The sequence below is a fragment of the Thiohalophilus sp. genome (genome assembly GCF_034521165.1).
Lineage (GTDB): Bacteria > Pseudomonadota > Gammaproteobacteria > UBA6429 > Thiohalophilaceae > Thiohalophilus.
The window spans coordinates 202,538-221,372 of record NZ_JAXHMV010000013.1 but is presented as its reverse complement, the minus strand read 5'-3'; the positions used below and the strand labels follow the sequence as shown (position 1 = coordinate 221,372).

Here is an 18,835-nt window from a genome sequence, read left to right as displayed (position 1 = left end):
CATGGCGATACCTTATATAAATACACGTTTCGGGTATTTGGAACATTTATTCCGTGACTGGCGCCCCGGAAGCGGCGGGTTGCGAAGGGCTCGCGGCTATTTCGCGCCACAAGGAATGAACAACCGTCCAGGAACACGCCGCTTCAGGGAGACTTATACCCGATCTAAATATAAGTAAATTTTATTTCTGCGAACCCGCGTGATCGGGGTTTAAATTTGCCCTCGATCAGCTATAGTTGGCGCGACCTCACCTGTAAGCTTAAAATTCCCACAAAAACAGATGCTTAGTCGGGGGATTGCTATCTCTCTTCGGGTAGGGGGCAGGCCCGGTCACTATCTCCGTCTGGGTACGGTTAATCCATAATTAATTTAGTATATAATGATTTTATAATCCTTTTAATAACCCTGATTAGTCACCGTGCGTGGAGCCCCCCTATAATCGCGCACCCCATTTAAAAGGCTAGGTTTGACGATGGCAGTGATACATGACCCGATTCAGAAGCCCGAAGGGCGCACTGAAACCAAGAACACCACCTGTTATATGTGTGCCTGCCGCTGCGGCATTCGCGTGACCGTGCGTGACGGGGAGGTGCGCTATATCCAGGGCAATCCCGATCATCCGCTGAACAAGGGCATCATCTGTGCCAAGGGCTCCTCGGGGATTATGAAACAGTACTCCCCGGCGCGGCTGACCAAGCCGCTGATGCGCAAGCCCGGCGCCGACCGCGGTGATGCGCAGTTCGAGGAGATCAGCTGGGATCAGGCCTTCGACCTGCTCGAGGAGCGCCTGGGCAACATCCGCGCCACCGATCCGAAAAAATTCGCGCTGTTCACCGGCCGCGATCAGATGCAGGCGCTGACCGGGTTGTTCGCCAAACAGTACGGCACGCCCAACTACGCGGCCCATGGCGGTTTTTGCTCGGTCAACATGGCTGCGGGCATGATCTACACCATCGGCGGTTCCTTCTGGGAATTCGGGGGCCCGGATCTGGAACGTGCCAAACTGTTCGTGATGATCGGCACCGCCGAGGACCATCATTCCAACCCGCTGAAGATGGAGCTGTCCAAGTTCAAGCGCAACGGCGGCCGCTTTATCTCCATCAACCCGGTGCGCACCGGCTACTCCGCTATCGCCGACGAGTGGGTGCCGATCAAACCCGGCACCGACGGCGCGCTGATGCTGGCCCTGACCCACGAGATCATCAAACAGGGGCTGTTCGACCGGGATTTTCTGGTCAACTACACCAACTCCGCCGAGCTGGTGAACCTGGACGAGAACAGCTCCGAATACGGCATGTTCGTGCGCTTCGAGGTCCCCGAAGAAGAGGGCTGCTTCGATCCGCAGAACAAGCTGTGGTGGGACCGCGATCTGAACAAGCCGATCTCCACCCACACCCCGGGCGCCGACCCGTACCTGCTGGGCGAGTTCAAACTGCCCGACGGTACCCCGGTCAAACCGGCCTTCCAGATGCTGACCGAACGGATCCAGCAGTACACCCCGGAATGGGCCGAGAACATCACCGGCATTCCGGCCGAGACCATCCGTCGCCTGGCCTATGAAATGGGCATTACCGCCCGCGACGAGAAGATCGAACTGCCGATCGCCTGGACCGATGTGTGGGACAACGAACACGAGTCCGTGACCGGCAACCCGGTCGCCTTCCATGCCATGCGCGGACTGGCCGCCCACTCCAACGGCTTCCAGACCATTCGCGCGATGAGCATCCTGATGTCCATTCTGGGCACCATCGACCGTCCCGGCGGCTTCCGCCACAAGGCGCCCTTCCCGCGCCCGATTCCGCCGTGCCCGAAGAACCCGACCTCGCCGGACGACGTGCAACCGAATACGCCGCTGAACGGCATGCCGCTGGGCTGGCCGGCGGATCCGGACGATCTGTTCGTCGACGATCAGGGACAGCCGGTGCGCATCGACAAGGCCTTCTCCTGGGAGCATCCGCTCTCCGTGCACGGGCTGATGCACAACGTGATCACCAACGCGCATCGCGGCGATCCCTACAACATCGACACCCTGCTCCTGTTCATGGCCAATATGGCGTGGAACTCCACCATGAACACCGATCAGGTACGTCAGATGCTCAACGACAAGGACGACAACGGCGAGTACAAGATCCCGTTTCTGGTCGTGGCCGACGCCTTCCAGTCGGAGACCGTGGCCTACGCCGATCTGGTGCTGCCGGATACCACCTACCTGGAACGCCATGACGTGATGTCCATGCTGGATCGGCCCATCTCCGAATACGACGGCCCGGTCGACTCGGTGCGGATTCCGGTGGTGCCGCCAACCGGCGAGTGCAAGCCGTTCCAGGAAGTGCTCATCGAGCTGGGCTCGCGGCTCAAGCTGCCGGCCTTCGTGGATGAAAACGGCAACCGCAAATACCGCGACTATCCGGACTTTGTCACCAACTTCGAAACCGCCCCCGGTTCCGGCATCGGCTTTCTGGCCGGCTGGCGCGGCAAGGGCGGCGAGAAGGCCATGCGTGGCGAGCCCAATCCGGACCAGTGGAAGATGTACGAGAAAAATAACTGCGTCTTCCATTACGAGCTGCCCAAGTCCTACCAGTACATGCGTAACTGGAACCAGGGTTACCTGCAGTGGGCCCAGGGCAACGCCCTGACCCGCTATGCCGAGCCGATCAACTGCCATATCTATTCCGAAGTGCTGCAGAAGTTCCGCCTGGCCGCGCAGGATCGCAACCCCGGTGGCCGGGTGCCGCCCAAACATCTGCGCAAGCGCATCGAGACCTTCTTCGATCCGCTGCCGTTCTACTATGAACCGCTGGAATCGCAGCTGAGCGACAAGCACAAGTACCCGCTCAATGCGATCACCCAGCGGCCGATGGCCATGTATCACAGCTGGGACTCGCAGAACGCCTGGCTGCGCCAGATCCATACCTATAACTATCTCTACCTGCATCCGCAGACCGCCAAAGCGGCCGGTATTGCCGATGAGTCCTGGATGTGGGTCGAGTCCATGCACGGCAAGGTGCGCTGTCTGAGTCGTTACAGTGAGGCAGTCGAACCGGGCACGGTCTGGACCTGGAACGCCATCGGCAAGGCCAGTGGTGCCTGGAACCTGAGCAACGACGCCAATGAGTCCAAGCAGGGCTTTTTGCTGAACCATGTGATTGGCGAGGAACTGCCGGCCCATGAAGCGGGCGAGCACCTCTCCAATTCGGATCCGGTCACCGGCCAGGCCGGCTGGTATGACGTGCGGGTCCGTGTTTACCCGGTCGGAGAAGGTGAAGAACCGGTCACCTTCCCGCAGTACGAGGAAATGCATGCCGTACCGGGTACCCCGCCACGGCGTAAATGGCTGCAGTACTTCGCCGGCATGTTCAACAAGCAAAAAAGCTGACGACACAAAGAGCCGCAGACAGGGACGTTTTGCCTCTTTGTGGAGAATGCATCGATAAAGGTTAAGTGATATGACTCAACTCGCACTTGTAATCGACCTGAACGTTTGCGTGGGTTGCCACGCCTGCGTGACCAGTTGCAAACAGTGGAACACGTCCGGCGCCGCCGGTCCGCTGTTCGACGAAAATCCGTATGACAAGGATCCCACCGGAACCTTCTTCAACCGGGTACAGACCTACGAAGTGGGGACTTATCCGAACACGGAAACCATCCATTTCCCCAAGAGCTGCCTGCATTGCGAGGACGCGCCCTGCGTGCCGGTCTGCCCGACCGGTGCCAGCTACAAGCGCGAGAACGACGGTATCGTGCTGGTGGACTACGACAAATGCATCGGTTGCAAATACTGCTCCTGGGCCTGCCCGTACGGCGCCCGCGAGCTGGACGAAAAAGAGCAGGTGATGACCAAGTGCACCCTGTGCGTGGATCGTATCTACGACGAATCCCTGCCCGAAGCCGAGCGCAAACCGGCCTGCGTCATGGCCTGCCCGACCAACGCCCGGCTGTTCGGCGACGTCCACGATCCGGATTCGGAAGTCTCCGTCGCGATTCGCGAACAGGGCGGTTACCCGCTGATGCCCGAATGGGGCACCAAGCCGGCCAACCACTACCTGCCGCGGCGTAAGACCAAGATGCACATCCACGAAGACGAACTGGTGCGCGTGGACAATCCGCTCAAGAAAGAGGATATCCGCCACAAAACCACCAAGGACGTCACCCTGGACGACTGGCTACTCTAAAACAAAGTGACGAGGGCCGAGTTACGAGTGACGAGGAAAAAAGAAACACCTCGATTCGCTGTTCCTCGTAACTCGGCCCTCGTCCCTCGTAACTCAAATTCGGAGAATTTGCTATGCATCCTGCATTTTCGGTTATTTTTCTCACCACGCTGATCGGTGCCGGTCAGGGGCTGTTTCTGGCGCTGTTCAGCGGTCAGCTGTACTCCGCCGTCAACCTGTTGCCGGCGCAGAGCAGCAGTTTCTATGTTACCGGCAGCATCATCGCCCTGGTGCTGATGGTCGGTGGCCTGGCGGCGTCGTTTTTGCACCTGGGTCGTCCGGAACGGGCCTGGCGGGCCGCCAGCCAGTGGCGCACCTCCTGGCTGTCTCGCGAGGTCATCATCCTGCCGGCCGTCATGGGCCTGGTGTTCGTCTACGGCGTGCTGCACTTCAGTGGCTGGCAGCCCGACTGGTTCGGCAACGGCATCCCCCACCAGCCGGCGCTGATCGTCGGGGCAGTGACGACGCTTGCCGTGTTTGCCCTGTATATCGCCACCGGCATGATCTACGCCAGCATCAAGTTCCTGCAGGAATGGGCCAGTGTCCTGACCGTGATCAACTATACCCTGCTCGGTGCCGCCTCCGGTTTCACCCTGGCCACCGCGCTGGCGGCCTGGCAGGGCTCGGGGCTGGTCGGTTTCTACGGTGTCTGGGCGGTCATTCTGACCGTGGCCGGCCTGATTAGCCGCGCCGCCTCGCTGTATCGCAACGCCCGGATCAAATATAAATCGACCGTGCAAACCGCCATCGGCATGCGCCATAACGCCGTGGTCCAGAAGTCCATGGGTATGATGGGCGGCTCCTACAACACCCGGGAATATTTCCATGGCGCCAGCGCGGCCTTCTTCAAGTCGGTCAAATACATTTTCCTGGTGCTGGTTTTCCCCGTACCTCTGGCCCTGCTATGGGCCGGGCTGGAGGAGGTCAGTGTGGTCCTGCTGGGGGCGGCCTTTCTGGTACAGTACATCGGTCTGCTTTTCGAGCGCTGGTTCTTCTTCGCCCAGGCCAACCATCCGCAGAATCTGTATTACCAGACCATCTGACCGGCCATACCGGCAACTACCTGTAAAAAGCGCATCACTCGATGCGCTTTTTTTCTGAAAATAAGGGTTTTCCCCAATAACGTTCCGCAGCGCCATGCTATATCCTTGTAGAACTTAAGTCATTGTATCGCAAGGGTTATACACCCGATTTCCCCCCCAGGCTGTAGCTGACAAAAAAATTTGAGAACCATTTCACATTGCCGATAACCCCAGATAACAGCACATTTGGGGATGGCTTCCAATCTGGAACCTCGCGAACCTGCGGGAGTAATGTGAAATGGCTTCACACTGGACAATTCTGTCCTCCGGGATGTGGGCACAGCCGGAGGAATACAGGGCAAGACAAGCAACAATAATGAAAAAACCGACCATCCATGTAGTAGACGATGATCAGGCCGTGCGTGAATCGATTCAGTGGTTAATCGAGTCGGTAGGATTGAATATTAAGACGCACGGCTCGGCCAATGAATTTCTGGACAACTACAGGGAAGACTCCCTCGGTTGCCTGATTCTCGATGTTCGCATGCCGGGGATCAGCGGGCTGGATCTGCAGCATATTCTCGCCGACCGGGGCATCGATCTGCCCATCATCTTTGTCACCGGCCACGGCGATGTCCCCATGGCGGTGCGGGCTCTGAAAAACGGCGCGGTCGATTTCATCGAAAAACCGTTTAACGATCAGGTATTGCTGGATACCATCCAGTCGGCGGTGCAAAAACATCGCGACCGGCTCAAACAGCGTGCCGAACTGGAAAACCTGCAGACGCGCTACGACAACCTCACCACCCGCGAACAGGAAGTCATGGACCGCGTCGTCACCGGCAAGCCCAACCGCGACGTGGGCGAGGAACTGGGTATCAGCGTCAAGACCGTGGAAGTCCATCGCGCCAAGGTGATGGAAAAAATGCAGGCCCGCTCCATCGCCGACCTGGTCAAAATGGCCATGATGATGCGCGAAGCCGGCAACGGCAAGAACTCACGTTAGCCGAAGTCAGCGCGTCACTTTCTAAAATCTCGGAGAATAACGCAAAGAACGCAAAGGCGCGGAGTACGCAGACATAATGTTAAATGTCTGGAATATTCGAAAACTTATATCGGAGTGCGCATCGAATTCAAAATTCAATGGATTAAAAGCTTACCCCAATACTTTGCGTTCTTTGCGACTTTGCGTCCTCTGCGTTCCTTCCACAAATCCTAAAAAATGATAGTTAGCTGTCGCTGAAGGCGATCATGCGGTTGCGGCCGGTGTCCTTGGCTTTGTAAAGCGCTTCGTCGGCACAGGCGATCAGCATTTCGGCGTTGGCGGCGTCGTCGGGGTAGCATGCCAGGCCGACACTGAGCGTGATGTTGATCGTCGTGTTGTCGCTGATGGCAAACGCCTTTTCCTCGACCACCCGGCGGATGCGCTCCGCGGTATCCCGGGCATCCGTCTCCGAGGTATCGGTGAGAATAATTCCGAACTCCTCCCCGCCATAGCGCCCCACGTAGTCCGCCTCACGGACCTGCTTTTTCAACAGCGAGGCCAGCACCCGCAGGGTATGGTCCCCCGCCGGGTGCCCGTAGATATCGTTCACCTGTTTGAAATAATCGAGATCCACCAGCAACAACACAAACGGGTGCCGGGTACGTTTGGCGCGCCGCACTTCATCCTGCAGGCGCTGTTCGAACTCGCGTTTGTTCAACAGCCCGGTGAGGCTGTCATACGAGGCGAGAAATTCGAGTTCATCGGCCATGTTGTTAAAGGTATTGGCCAACTGGCCAAATTCGTCTCGGTCTTCCAGCTCAATCCGGTGGCTCAAATCGCCCTTGCCGAAACGCTCGGTACCCTCGCTTAACACGGCGAGCGGCCTGAGCACCTGGCGAGCCAGCCGGTTGCCAATACCGATCGCCACCAGTACTCCGGCGATGAATACCACCAGCAGCAACACCTGAATCTGTTGCTGGTTATGCAGGGCATTTTGATAGTTCATCCGGATTTCGACCTGCAGGGTGGTATAAACCTCATCCAGTATCCGGCTGGTTTTCTGCTGCTGCTCTTCGAAATGGGTGATATCCGCCAGCGGAACCGTGTGGCCGGTGCTATCCCGCTCGATAATCGCCTCACCCAGCGCGACCAGTTCGCGCCAGCTTGCCGCCGCACGCTTGATATCCGTGCGATATTCCCGCTGCAGGCCGGTATTGTTCAGCAGGGTACTGAACTGGCGATCGATATCCCGGGTCTGTTGGCTGAACCGCTGGCGCTCGCGCTGGCTGCCGGTGAGCAGGTATTTGTCCAGCGGCATATCGAGCTGCAGGATGTCACGATGGAGCTCGCCGACCGGCAGGCCCACCGGCAGGCTTTCCTGAATCACCGCCTCGAACGAATCGATGGTTTGCAGATAAAGCAAATAGCCGACAATGCCCAGCAACAGCAAGGGCACCAGCATCAGGCCGGTACCGAGCAGCATTCGCTTTCGTAGGGAGTATCGCATTCAAATCGCCCCGCCACGGGGGAACAGTCTCTGTCGGATTAGGGGTTTACCCCAAGTTAAATAGGTAATAAGGATATCGGCAGAGGATATCACTACTTTAGAATATTTGAATTAGTTCCGAGTGAGCGCTCACTTATCCTCCGACACCGGATTGCACACCGTCATCCGACGGCTACTGGCTCTGTCAGATCGGCCCACAATAGCGCCAATTAACCGGATTTTTGAAGGTTTTTCAGCACATTACAAACTACTAATTTTCACCTATAATCAAAATATTTCCATGGCAACGCACTCGGTTATTGTATGGCAGACCTCATCGACCCCTTCGGCAGACGCATCGAATATGTCCGGCTCTCGGTCACGGACCGCTGCGACCTGCGCTGCAAGTACTGCATGCCCGAAGGATTCAAAGACTTCGAGGAGCCGGCACACTGGCTGACACCGGATGAAATCGAACGGGTCATCGGCGCCTTCGGCCGGCTCGGCACCCGCCGGGTACGCGTCACCGGCGGCGAGCCGCTGGTACGCAAGAACCTCCCCGGGCTGGCCGCCCGCCTGGCGGCCCTGCCCGGGATCGAGGATCTGTCGCTGAGCACCAATGCCACCCGCCTGGACAAGCACGGTCAGGCGCTGTTCGACGCCGGCGTCAGCCGCATCAATGTCAGCCTGGATACCCTCAAACCCGAGCGCTTCAAGGAAATCACCCAGGGCAAGCTGGAAAAAGTCCTCAACGGTCTGATGGCCGCCAAACAGGCCGGCTTCCATCCCATCAAGATCAACATGGTGGTGATGAAAGGCGTCAACGACGATGAAGTCGAGGACATGGTCGACTTTTGTATCGAACATGACTTCACCCTGCGTTTTATCGAGACCATGCCGGTCGGCGAAACCGGCCGCGCCGCCACCGATCAGTACCTCAGTTTGCAGGACGTCAAAGCACGTCTGGCTGAACGTTTCGAACTGCTGCCCGGCATGATGCCCGGCGGCGGCCCGGCCCGTTATGTGCAGGTGGCCGGCACGGATTTGCGCATTGGCTTTATTACCCCCATCTCGCAACACTTCTGCGAGACCTGCAACCGGGTGCGATTATCCGTGGACGGCACCCTGTACATGTGCCTCGGCCAGGAAGAGCGCTACCCGCTGCGCGAGCTTCTACGCGCCGGGATCACAGATGCCGAACTGGAACAGCACATCGTCAAGGCCATTGCCCTCAAACCCGAGCGCCACGAGTTCAACGAAAAACCGGAACAGGTGCTGCGCTTCATGTCCATGACGGGTGGCTGATATTTCCACTGTTCAAACCAGGTGGAAGTAACGCAAAGAACGCGGAGACGCAAAGTTCGCAAAGAAAATAACTTTATTTTCTTCAGTTTCCAACATATCCCTTATTGCGCGCACACGGTAAGCAGTTAATATCGAATCTATATGCCAACAAACATGTGCGCATGAAAACAGCGCAATGCCATTAAGATACAGAAAATATTTTTATAACAACTTTGCGTTCTCTGCGCCTTTGCGTTCTCCGCGTTAATTTCCAGTAACACAGATTAAAGGCGAGATACCCCGTTTATTTATCTAATGGCTGGTGCCCTCGGTGTAGCGCGTTTTGTTGTAGACGTTGTACTTGCCCGACGGTTTGTTCATCGGCAGACGCTTGACCTCTTCGAGGGTCTTTGCATCGTAGACGATGACATAACCTTCCTCGTCCCAGATACTCAGCAGGGCGTGGCGGCCGCCGCGGTCGAATTCGACATGGGCGGCGGTTTTGCCCGGCTCTGGCTTGAGGGTTTTGACGATCTCCAGCGTGGCCTTGTCGATGATGTGCACCTGGTCGTGATTCGGGCCGAAGAAAACATCGACCCAGGCGTAAGGACTGTTTTTGTGGCTGCGCATGAAAAACCCGGGGCCGCCGGTTTTGATCTTTTTAATCGTTTCCCAGGTTTGCATATCGATGATGCTGACCTCTCCGGCCTTGAGGTTGGGCGTCGCCAGCACGCGCCGTCCCTGGTAGTCCCAGCTGATCCCGGAGCCCAGATGCGGTAATCCCTGAAGATCAACCTCGGCGATCTTGCGCCCGACGATCAGATTCACCACCTGGCCATTGTTGGCATTACGTGCCGCGCCGATCAGGTGTTTGTATTCCTGGTCAAAAAAGAAATCATCCAGATAATCGTCCAGCACGATCCGTCGCAGGGGGAACGGCCCGCGATCCATGTAGCCTTCTTCATAGCGATAGTCATGCATATATCCAACCGCGACCGGCTCCGGTTCGTCCAGATAGCTAATCTCCCAGACTTCCTTGACGTCTTTCAACGCGGCAATAAAGCTGCCTCGCGGCGGAGCCGTATACACGGCGCTGACCCGTGAAGACCGGCCCTGTTTGTCCCTGACATCGAAAATCCGTATGAGGGAGAGATCCTTGGCATCAAGCAATACCAGCGTATGCGGCAGGTAGTTACCAACCATGACATAGCGCCCGTCGGCGGAGACGGCCAGATTGCGGGTATTGATCCCGGCGCGCACCTCGGCCACGGTCTTGAGGTTGTACATATCGAACTTGCTGATCCAGCCGTCACGCGAGGCAAAATAGACGTAACGCCCGCCCGGCGAATACTTGGGCCCGCCATGCAGGGCGAAATGAGTCTCGAAGCGATGAATGGGTTCAAACCTGTCACCATCCAGCACGGTCGCGTGATGATCCCCGAGTTCCACCACAATAAACAGGTTGAGCGGGTCGGCTTCGAAGATCGGTGTATCCGAGAGTTCGGACTGCCGATAATGAAGTTGATGCGAGGCGGTTATCTCCGCCTCACCCCATGAAGGCGATTCCGGCAAGGGGGTATAGATATACTCGACCAGCGCGGCAACCTGCGCATCAGTGAGTTTGTCGGCGAAGCCCGGCATTTGCGTGGCCGGCCGTCCCTGCCGAATAACCTCGGCCGCCTCGTTCTTTTTCAACCGTTTGAGATTGCCGGGCAACAGCGCCGGCCCCATGGCGCCCAGCCGATTCGGGGCATGACAGCTGGCACAGTTTTTCTGATAAACCCTGTCCGGACTCGCAACAACCGCGAAGGATAACGACAACAGTACGAGGACCGTTTTAATCCGACGACCTGCGAGAGGATCAAACAACTTCGACATGCACTTATCCTTTTGAATCCCTGGATCCAGCCCGCACAATACGTTCAATTCAATGTAACACTGAAAGCACCGAAAGCACCGAAAGCGCTGAAAACACTGAATGTCATTCTTCGGTGCAGGTCGGTGTATTCAGTGTTTTCGGTGGATTAAAAACCCTTTTTCTAAATAAAAGTTCGCAATACCCGAGCACGCCTGTAGGGTGGAACAAGCGAAGCGATTCCACCTGCGCCCGGAAAAACCTGGATCCGTCGCGTTGCTCCTTGATTCAGGCTACTCAGTAAAATGGGCAGGTATTCGGAACACGTATTTAGACTATTCACAAGTAAACCACTCCCTGTTCAGGATTTAAGCTGTGCAACCTGACGATGACGGGAATAGGGATAGAGCTGCAATCGTTCGTGGAGGCCGGTATAACCGATTTCTTCGTCGGTCAGATAGCAGGCCGGATCTTCCTGCCAGGGATCGCCGCTCAACTGCCAGGCACGTACCCGGGTATTCCCGCCACAGACGGCCAGATGTCGGCACTGGGCACAGCGGCCCTTGAGTGGACGCTGTTCGGCCTTGAGGCCGGCCATCAACGGGTCACTGGTATCTTCCCAGATTTTGGAGAAGGGGCGCTGTTTGACATTGCCCAGGGTGTAATCCCACCAGAAGGTATCGGGATGCACATTACCCAGATTATCGATGTTGGCAATATTCACACCCGTGGCATTGCCGCCCCACTGTTCCAGTCGCGCCTGCATGTAGTCCAGATGCTGCGGGAAATTGCGCGCGATCCAGAATAACAGGTAGACGCCGTCGGCATCGTTGTTGCCAGTGACAAATTCCCGTTCGGTCCCGTTCTGGATATTTTCCCAGCAGGTTTCGAACAGCAGATCCATGGCATCCCGGGTCAACTGATGCACAACATCATCCTTGCGGTTTTTATTACCCCGACCGGCATAGTTGAGATGCGACAGATAGAATTTGTCAATTTCTTCCTGTTCCATCAGCTCAAGGAGTTGGGGTAACTCGCTGGCGTTATCCATGGTCAGTGTAAACCGCAGACCGACCTTGATGCCATGATCACGGCACAGCCGAATGCCATTCATCGCTTCCTCGAAAGCGCCCTGTTTACGTCGAAAATAGTCATGGGTCTCTTTGACACCGTCGACACTGATGCCGACATAGTCGTAACCCACCGCCGCGATCTGCTCGATATTATCCTCGCTGATCATGGTGCCGTTGGTGGACAGGCCGACATAAAAACCCATGGACTTCGCTCGATGCGAAATATCAAAAATATCCCCTCGCATCAGCGGCTCGCCACCGGAGAGGATCAGCACCGGTACGCCATACCCCTTGAGGTCATCCATCACTTCATAGACCTGTTGCGTATCCAGTTCCCCCGGAAAATCCTTGTCGGCCGAAATGGAGTAACAATGCTTGCAGGTCAGATTGCAGCGACGAATCAGGTTCCAGATCACAACCGGCCCTGTGGGCTCGTGCCGGGGAGGCAATATAGCGTCCGCCCCCTTGACGAGTTTGTCCAGCTCTTTCATATACCGGGTAATTCTGAACATAATGGCCTCCTAGGGGGTCAGCCGCATTCCGGTCTTTTTAAGAATACGGCGGCTGAATAACACGTCGTGACCGCGATCGTTCTCACCCAGCAAGCGGGCGATTTCATCGACCTTTTCCAGTGCCTCTTCACGGCTGCCAGCGTGAACCATCGCGAACAGATTGTAGGGCCAGGCCGGAAGATGACGGGGTCGACGGTAACAATGGCTGACAAAATCGAGCGCACCGACCTGCTTGCCCAGCGCCTCCACGTGCTCATCGGGCACGTTCCAGACACTCATGCCGTTGGCGGTATAACCGAGCCTGTAATGATTCGGCACCGCGGCGATACGACGGATAATCCCGTCATCCGACATTCGACGCAGGCGCTGCATCACTTCCTCGGCGCTGATATCCAGCTTCCTTGCCACCGCCTCATAGGGGCGGCGCTCCAGCGGCAGGCCGTCCTGAGTCGCCAGGATAATCCGGCGATCCGTCTCGTCCAGCATCGATACTTTATCTTCTTTTAATGCCTGCATTGTTTTCAACCCGTCGTTCACACAGCCAGCTTGAGCCCGACGAAATACTCATCCTGCTTGGGCATGTTGTAGCAACTGTAACCGCTATCGAGTTCAATTTCGGTCAGTATCGCGTCAATGTGTTTGGGGTTTTCCGTGGCAATCACAAACCACATATTGAAATGGTGTTCTCTTTCATAATTATGGGCGACTTCGGGAAAACTGTTGACGATTTCAACCACCCTGTCGAAATCGTCCTCGCGCACACTCATGCCCACCAGTGTAAACGCACCGCCAAGCCTTTCCGCCTGATACATTGGCCCGAAGCGGGTTAATGTCTTGTCAGCCAGCAGCCGCTCCAGACGAGCGATCAGTTCACTTTCATCGAGCCCAAGCTGGCCTGCCACCTCGGAAAATGGCTGTTCCGTGATCGGAAACCCCTCTTGCAGGGTATTAATGATTTGTTTGTCAATCGCGTCAAGTTGCATAGTGTCTCTCGTCCCGATTCGACTCAACATTGCTGCCTGTGGTCCGATAAACAGCCCCGCGCTGCTTGAAGCGACGTCGACTGAACAAAACACGATGCGGCAGTGACTCCAGGTGACATTGCGCGATCAGCCAGTCGATACGCTGCAATACATCCTCGCGCGATTTGCCATGGATCATGCAAAACAGGTTATACGGCCAGTCGGGCAGGACCCGCGGGCGACGATAACATAGCGTGATAAAGTCATATTGACTCAGACAGCGCCCCAGTTCCGAGACCCGCTCATCGGGGACATCCCAGACCAGCATGGCGTTGGCCCGGTAACCCAGCTCGCGGTGACGGACGACAACGCCCATGCGCTTGATTACGCCCTGTTGCTGCAAGGCCGCCAGGCGGGCCAGAACCTCCGGCTCGTCAATTCCCAGCTGATCGGCAATCTGCGCATAAGGGCGCGAACACAGCGCCAGGCCGTTCTCGATGGCACGGATCAGCGCATTGTCCACCGCATCCAGTTCGGCCAGATGCCGGTTGATACTTTGCAGCTGTGTTTTCAGGGTTTTCATGTCCATTGCAGATCAAATCCCAGATCAATATGGAAGTCCTCGAGGAGCGGAAGTGCAAGGATGGTATGGCTGGTTCTCTCTTCCATCTCCCCGAGGACTGAACACAACTCGGCCTCACTGCCGGCCGTGGCGACAAACCACAGATTGAACTCGTGTTCGCGTTCGTAATTGTGATTGACATGCGGATAGCTGTTAATAATTTCAGCCACCGATTCCAGTTCCTCCTCGGCAACCGACATGGCCGCCAGAGTGCTGGCGCCCACCCGGTTGGGCCGAAATACCGCACCGACCCGGCTGACCAGACCCTCGCGCTGCAGCCTGTCCAGGCTATCGAGTACCTGCTGTTCGCTGACCCCGAGCTGTTCGGCCATGTCGGCATAGGGCGTCGGCGACAACGGAAAACCGTGCTGATAATCGTTCAACAGATGGCGTTCGAGTTCACTCAGTTGCCGGTCGTTGTTCATAAGCCTATCCGATGCGCCCGGTTGGTCAGAAAAATTCCGCTGGGCGAGCTCATTTCCAGCGAGGTAATCTCGCGCCGGGTATAGGCGTCATACACGCGCACCCGATTGGCGTCGCGCACCGAAACCCAGACTTCATGCCCGCGAGGGGTAAACTCCATATGCAATACGGCCGGGCCCGGCTTGAGCGTATCGATCACTTCCAGACTGGCAACATCGATCACCTGAATGGTGTCGTTGTCCGGATGGGCAAAATTGACCCAGACATAATGCTGATCCGGACTGGCCATGACAAAGACCGGTTGACTGTGCACCGCTATGCGCCTGACCAGTTTCCAGTTTGAGCGATCGATGACCAGTACTTCATGGCCGCCCACCGCCGGCACCAGGGCATAATCACCGGCCATCGCCCAGCCTTCCAGATGCGGCATCTTGTAAACCGGCAGTTTTTCTTCACCACGTCCATAGTCGCCCAGAATCCGTTTGACACCAAGCTGCGGCTGCCAGAGATCGAGCAGCGCCAGGCCATCCTCGCCAAACAGGCCGGCGATGTAATAGCGCCCTTCGCCGGAGATCAGTGCGTCATAAGGTTGTTTGCCCACATCCCGGTAACGGGTGATGTCGGGGTCGTCCGGCTGACTCATATCGGCGACCCAGATTTCATCGGCCTCATACAGACTGAAGACAAACCGTTTTTGCGGCGCATCCACCAGACCCACGACCTTGGAGCGTTTACCGTTTGCGCCGATCGCCGGAATGTCGGCCACGAGCTCCAGCGTTTGCGCATTGAAGATCTTGACCCCGCCGGGCTCGTAATTGGAGACGGCAATCAGCGCGCCATCCTGGGAGATGGCGCCGCCGATACTGTTGCCGGACTGGATAATGCGCCTGTCGATCCGCTGCAACAGCATATCCACCTTGCTCAGCCCGCCATCGCGCCCGAACACATAGGCATAACGCTCGTCCCGCGAATAAACCACCGAAGCATGGGAGAGATCGCCCAGCCCCTCGATCCGGGCCAGCGCGCGGCGGTCGCTGGTATCGATAATCTGTACGCTGCCCGTCGCCCGCTCGATCACCAGGCCGAGATCGCCGGTCGCCCGCGGTGCCAGGCTCTGACAGCCTGTCACGAACAGGAACACCAGTAGCAGCAGGGCGCGATAATACGCGATCATACGGCTCATTCGTCCACTCCCCGATACAGCAATTCAATAATCCAGCGGGCTTCCTCCCGGCTCAACAGATTGGACCAGGGCGGCATCGGTGTGCCGGGCCGGCCATGCAGCACGGTTGCGAGCATCGCGTCTTTCGGCTTGTCGCCCAGGGCAGCGGGCGTCAGGGCCGGTCCCAGCCCGCCCTTGAGGGTCAGGCCGTGGCACGAACCGCAATCCTGCATGACCAGGTGACGCAGTTCAGCCGCGCGCCTGTCAGTGATCGACTCCGCGCTCCAGCCGGTGGTGGTTATGGCGAACATACTGACAATCAGCAACACACCGAACGACAGTCTATAGAACATGGTGTGCGTCCTCTTTAACAGAGGCCTGTTGTCGGGGCAGATACCAGTCCATCTGCTCGGCCAGCGCCACCACCTTGCCGATCACAAACAGGACCGGCGGTCTGAAGGCCTGTCGCTCTGTTTGCTCCGCCAGATCGGCGAGCGTGCCAATCAGGCGGCGCTGCCGGGGGGTTGCCCCGTCCTGAATAGCCGCCGCCGGAGTGTCGGTCGGCAGACCGGCGTCGATCAGCTTGCGGGTAATATAGTGAATATTGGCCAGGCCCATATACACCACGAGCGTGGTATCTTCGTTGGCCAGCTTTTGCCAATCGTGTTGCAAATCAAGATTGTTGCGGGAGTGGCCGGTAATGATCTGCACACCGGTGGCAAGACCCCGATGGGTCATGGGAATACCGGCATAGGTCGTCGCCGCGGTGGCCGCCGTGACGCCGGGTATGATTTCAAAATCGATATCGTGTCGGGCAAGAAACGTCGCTTCCTCGCTGCCGCGACCGAACACCAGCGGATCGCCGCCTTTGAGGCGAACGATGGTCCTGGCCTTGTGGGCCATCTTGACCAGCAGGGCGTTGATCTCATCCTGCGGCAGCGTGTGATGATCCGTGGCCTTGCCGACAAAGATGCGACTGCTGCCGGCGGGGATCAGATCGAGAATCGGTTCGGAGACCAGTCTATCGTAGACGATCACATCGGCCTGTTTGATCAGACGCAGTGCCTTGACCGTCAACAGATCCGGATCGCCGGGCCCGGTACCGACCAGATACACACAGGACTTGTTTTTCATCACGCACCAGCCTTTGGTGTTTCTTACAAACCTTGCAGGTCGGGATTCAGGCCGAATTGACGGGGCATGAACCCCGAACTGCAATTTCTGTAGTGTTGGCAGGCAGAGCCTTGTTGCCCTGCCTGCCGGTTTCACCGTTTAATACACGTCCTTCATGGTGTTGTACACATTGAACTTGCCGGTCGGAGTCACCAGGCTCTTGTCCTTGATAACCTTCTTCAGCTTCAATGTCTTGTCATCCACGATAACCAGCGCGGACTGCTGTTCCTTGCCGTTCCAGACCGAGAACCAGACCTCGTCGCCCGCCTTGTTGTACTCGGGCTGGACAACTCGTTTCGGTCCTTCGCCAAGGTCGGCCCATTCGGCAATCGGCAGTACCTTGAAACCTTCATCCAGATTGCGAGTATCGAATACGGCAACCGACTGGCTGATTTTCTCTTCCGGGTTCAGTGCCGTATCCACATACAGATGATGCGACTCGGGATGGGTCTTGATGAACAGCGAACCGCCACCCTGGCCTTTCAGCGTCCGAACCACCTTCCAGGCATACTGCTTGTGGTTTTTCGGATCGGTACCGATCAGCGAGATGGTGTCATCACCCAGATGGCTGGTCGCCCACACCGGACCGTATTTCGGATCCACGAAGTTGGCACCACGACCAGGATGCGGAATCTTGCCGACATCGATCATCGCTTCAAGCTTGCTGTCCCTGGAGTCGATTACCGCAATTTTGTTAGAGTTGTTCGCTGCCGTCAGGAAATAGCGTTCGGTGGCATCCCAACCGCCATCATGCAGGAACCGGGCTGCCTCAATGTTGGTGATCTTCAGATTTTCCAGATCCTCGTAGTTCACCATCTTGACTATGCCGGTTTCCTTGACGTTAACGATAAACTCCGGTTTTTCATGCGAAGCGACAATCGCGGCCACACGCGGTTCCGGATGATACTCCTGGGTATCCACGGTCATACCACGGGTAGCGACAATCTTCTTGGGCTCCAGGGTGTTGCCGTCCATGATGACAAACTGCGGCGGCCAGTAGGTTCCGGCGATTGCATACTTGTCTTCATAGCCCTTGTACTTGGACGTTTCTACCGAACGTGCTTCCATGCCGACCTTGATTCTGGCGACGGTGTCCGGTTTCTTCATCCAAAGATCAATCAGATTGATCTTGGCATCACGCCCGATAACAAAAATATAACGTCCTGAATGAGACATGCGCGAGATGTGCACCGCGTAGCCTGTATCCACAGTCGTTATAATCTTCTTGCTGTCGCCGTCGATCAGAGCAACCTTGCCCGCATCGCGCAAAGTGACCGAGAAGATATTGTCGAGGTTATACTTGTTCTGTTTTTTCTTCGGCCGCTCTTCCGGTGGAACAATAACCTCCCAGGTATCCTTCATATCGGCCATGCTGAATTCCGGCGGAGTCGGTGGCTCGTGCTGCAGAAAGCGGGCCATCATGTCGATCTCTTCCTCACTCAACTCTCCGGACGTACCCCAGTTGGGCATCCCGGCCGGCGAACCGTAATTTATGAAGGTCTTCAGGTACTCCGTGCCCTTCTTCCGCGTCTCCTCCGTGGTCAGAGGTTTGCCGGTCGCACCTTTACGCAAAACCCCGTGGCAACCGGCGCAGCGTTCAAAGTAGATCTGTTTGGAGCGGGCAAATTCCTGCTCCGTAATTTTCGGCCCTGCGGCACTGCGGGTGTCACTGGTTTCCGAGTCCGGTACCGGCGCGCCCTTGTAACGCATCTCTTCTTCGGGCGTACCGGGATGACCGCTATCGGTGGCCGCCCACAGTGGTACAGCGGTAACTGAAAGGGCAAATGCCGCGCAAACGCTGGCGACCGTTTTGCCTGTGTTGAGGTATTTCATTGTCGTCCCCTCCTGGTGATAATTTAGCTTCATTGTTGTTTTATGACTTTGTGAACAACGACGCCTTGACATCGATCAAACCGCAGAATTTTCACTTCCCTGGATCGGATTTGACTAAGGCTAGTTGGCGATTCATGCATTTCAAGCCATGATTGAGCCGCCCACTGCGCGGGGTGAGTTTCTGTTGCTAACAGCGTCACAACTTTCAATGCTGTAGCAGGCCGACAGCGGC

16 protein-coding genes are annotated in these 18,835 nt (G+C 56.8%); 5 read left to right on the top strand and 11 right to left on the bottom strand.

Going from position 1 to position 18,835, the window contains the following annotated elements; genetic code table 11:
• Positions 1 to 472: 472 nt before the first annotated feature.
• From U5K34_RS13170 to U5K34_RS13155, 4 genes are all read left to right on the top strand, one after another.
• The gene (locus U5K34_RS13170) at positions 473 to 3,376 is read left to right on the top strand and encodes a molybdopterin oxidoreductase family protein (protein ID WP_322568858.1); all 2,904 of its coding nucleotides are present in this window, start codon (positions 473 to 475) and stop codon (positions 3,374 to 3,376) included.
• Between the two features lie 70 nt (positions 3,377 to 3,446).
• The gene (locus tag U5K34_RS13165; protein ID WP_322568857.1) at positions 3,447 to 4,172 is read left to right on the top strand and encodes a 4Fe-4S dicluster domain-containing protein; all 726 of its coding nucleotides are present in this window, start codon (positions 3,447 to 3,449) and stop codon (positions 4,170 to 4,172) included.
• 113 nt (positions 4,173 to 4,285) lie between these two features.
• Positions 4,286 to 5,254, top strand: coding sequence for a dimethyl sulfoxide reductase anchor subunit family protein (locus U5K34_RS13160; protein ID WP_322568856.1), 969 nt, complete (start codon positions 4,286 to 4,288; stop codon positions 5,252 to 5,254).
• A 355-nt stretch (positions 5,255 to 5,609) separates the two neighbouring features.
• Entirely contained in the window at positions 5,610 to 6,239 is a 630-nt protein-coding gene (locus tag U5K34_RS13155) for a response regulator transcription factor (RefSeq protein ID WP_322568855.1), read from the top strand.
• Positions 6,240 to 6,462: 223 nt separating this feature from the next.
• Here the strand turns inward: U5K34_RS13155 and U5K34_RS13150 are convergent, their stop codons facing one another.
• Complete coding sequence (locus U5K34_RS13150) at positions 6,463 to 7,701, bottom strand: diguanylate cyclase (RefSeq protein WP_322568854.1); 1,239 nt, start codon at positions 7,699 to 7,701, stop codon at positions 6,463 to 6,465.
• Between the two features lie 327 nt (positions 7,702 to 8,028).
• Between U5K34_RS13150 and moaA the strand changes: the two genes are divergently transcribed.
• Positions 8,029 to 9,009, top strand: a complete 981-nt coding sequence (gene moaA / locus U5K34_RS13145; protein ID WP_322568853.1) for a GTP 3',8-cyclase MoaA — start codon at positions 8,029 to 8,031, stop codon at positions 9,007 to 9,009.
• 291 nt (positions 9,010 to 9,300) lie between these two features.
• On the opposite strand, the gene U5K34_RS13140 is transcribed toward moaA, so the two are convergent.
• The 10 genes from U5K34_RS13140 to U5K34_RS13095 all read right to left on the bottom strand — a co-directional run bounded on the left by U5K34_RS13140 (position 9,301) and on the right by U5K34_RS13095 (position 18,603).
• On the bottom strand, positions 9,301 to 10,866 hold the full coding sequence (locus U5K34_RS13140; protein WP_322568852.1) for a cytochrome D1 domain-containing protein: 1,566 nt from the start codon (positions 10,864 to 10,866) through the stop codon (positions 9,301 to 9,303).
• Positions 10,867 to 11,204: 338 nt separating this feature from the next.
• On the bottom strand, positions 11,205 to 12,428 hold the full coding sequence (gene nirJ / locus U5K34_RS13135) for a heme d1 biosynthesis radical SAM protein NirJ (RefSeq protein ID WP_322568851.1): 1,224 nt from the start codon (positions 12,426 to 12,428) through the stop codon (positions 11,205 to 11,207).
• 9 nt (positions 12,429 to 12,437) lie between these two features.
• A complete protein-coding gene (locus tag U5K34_RS13130) occupies positions 12,438 to 12,944 on the bottom strand; it encodes an AsnC family transcriptional regulator (RefSeq protein ID WP_322568850.1) in 507 nt (168 codons plus the stop codon).
• A gap of 17 nt (positions 12,945 to 12,961) precedes the next feature.
• Positions 12,962 to 13,411 carry an Lrp/AsnC family transcriptional regulator gene (locus U5K34_RS13125; RefSeq protein WP_322568849.1) on the bottom strand — a complete coding sequence of 150 codons (450 nt, stop codon included), beginning with the start codon at positions 13,409 to 13,411 and terminating at the stop codon, positions 12,962 to 12,964.
• The gene (locus tag U5K34_RS13120) at positions 13,401 to 13,979 is read right to left on the bottom strand and encodes an AsnC family transcriptional regulator (protein ID WP_322568848.1); all 579 of its coding nucleotides are present in this window, start codon (positions 13,977 to 13,979) and stop codon (positions 13,401 to 13,403) included. Before U5K34_RS13120 ends, U5K34_RS13125 begins: the two co-directional genes overlap by 11 nt.
• A complete protein-coding gene (locus tag U5K34_RS13115; protein ID WP_322568847.1) occupies positions 13,970 to 14,437 on the bottom strand; it encodes an Lrp/AsnC family transcriptional regulator in 468 nt (155 codons plus the stop codon). The genes U5K34_RS13120 and U5K34_RS13115 overlap by 10 nt, the downstream gene beginning before the upstream one ends.
• Positions 14,434 to 15,609 carry a cytochrome D1 domain-containing protein gene (locus tag U5K34_RS13110; protein ID WP_416224104.1) on the bottom strand — a complete coding sequence of 392 codons (1,176 nt, stop codon included), beginning with the start codon at positions 15,607 to 15,609 and terminating at the stop codon, positions 14,434 to 14,436. The genes U5K34_RS13115 and U5K34_RS13110 overlap by 4 nt, the downstream gene beginning before the upstream one ends.
• Positions 15,610 to 15,614: 5 nt before the next feature.
• Positions 15,615 to 15,908, bottom strand: coding sequence for a c-type cytochrome (locus U5K34_RS13105; RefSeq protein WP_416224103.1), 294 nt, complete (start codon positions 15,906 to 15,908; stop codon positions 15,615 to 15,617).
• A 31-nt stretch (positions 15,909 to 15,939) separates the two neighbouring features.
• The gene (gene cobA / locus U5K34_RS13100; RefSeq protein WP_322568844.1) at positions 15,940 to 16,731 is read right to left on the bottom strand and encodes a uroporphyrinogen-III C-methyltransferase; all 792 of its coding nucleotides are present in this window, start codon (positions 16,729 to 16,731) and stop codon (positions 15,940 to 15,942) included.
• A 138-nt stretch (positions 16,732 to 16,869) separates the two neighbouring features.
• On the bottom strand, positions 16,870 to 18,603 hold the full coding sequence (locus U5K34_RS13095; protein WP_322568843.1) for a nitrite reductase: 1,734 nt from the start codon (positions 18,601 to 18,603) through the stop codon (positions 16,870 to 16,872).
• Positions 18,604 to 18,835 lie beyond the last annotated feature (232 nt).

Excerpts from the sequence above, each read along its gene's own strand:
- U5K34_RS13170 (WP_322568858.1), top strand. The coding sequence starts at position 473 with ATGGCAGTGATACATGACCCGATTCAGAAGCCCGAAGGGCGCACTGAA.
- U5K34_RS13165 (WP_322568857.1), top strand. The coding sequence starts at position 3,447 with ATGACTCAACTCGCACTTGTAATCGACCTGAACGTTTGCGTGGGTTGC.
- U5K34_RS13160 (WP_322568856.1), top strand. The coding sequence starts at position 4,286 with ATGCATCCTGCATTTTCGGTTATTTTTCTCACCACGCTGATCGGTGCC.
- U5K34_RS13155 (WP_322568855.1), top strand. The coding sequence starts at position 5,610 with ATGAAAAAACCGACCATCCATGTAGTAGACGATGATCAGGCCGTGCGT.
- U5K34_RS13150 (WP_322568854.1), bottom strand. The coding sequence starts at position 7,701 with ATGCTGCTCGGTACCGGCCTGATGCTGGTGCCCTTGCTGTTGCTGGGC.
- moaA (WP_322568853.1), top strand. The coding sequence starts at position 8,029 with ATGGCAGACCTCATCGACCCCTTCGGCAGACGCATCGAATATGTCCGG.
- U5K34_RS13140 (WP_322568852.1), bottom strand. The coding sequence starts at position 10,866 with ATGTCGAAGTTGTTTGATCCTCTCGCAGGTCGTCGGATTAAAACGGTC.
- nirJ (WP_322568851.1), bottom strand. The coding sequence starts at position 12,428 with ATGTTCAGAATTACCCGGTATATGAAAGAGCTGGACAAACTCGTCAAG.
- U5K34_RS13130 (WP_322568850.1), bottom strand. The coding sequence starts at position 12,944 with ATGCAGGCATTAAAAGAAGATAAAGTATCGATGCTGGACGAGACGGAT.
- U5K34_RS13125 (WP_322568849.1), bottom strand. The coding sequence starts at position 13,411 with ATGCAACTTGACGCGATTGACAAACAAATCATTAATACCCTGCAAGAG.
- U5K34_RS13120 (WP_322568848.1), bottom strand. The coding sequence starts at position 13,979 with ATGGACATGAAAACCCTGAAAACACAGCTGCAAAGTATCAACCGGCAT.
- U5K34_RS13115 (WP_322568847.1), bottom strand. The coding sequence starts at position 14,437 with ATGAACAACGACCGGCAACTGAGTGAACTCGAACGCCATCTGTTGAAC.
- U5K34_RS13110 (WP_416224104.1), bottom strand. The coding sequence starts at position 15,609 with ATGATCGCGTATTATCGCGCCCTGCTGCTACTGGTGTTCCTGTTCGTG.
- U5K34_RS13105 (WP_416224103.1), bottom strand. The coding sequence starts at position 15,908 with ATGTTCGCCATAACCACCACCGGCTGGAGCGCGGAGTCGATCACTGAC.
- cobA (WP_322568844.1), bottom strand. The coding sequence starts at position 16,731 with ATGAAAAACAAGTCCTGTGTGTATCTGGTCGGTACCGGGCCCGGCGAT.
- U5K34_RS13095 (WP_322568843.1), bottom strand. The coding sequence starts at position 18,603 with ATGAAATACCTCAACACAGGCAAAACGGTCGCCAGCGTTTGCGCGGCA.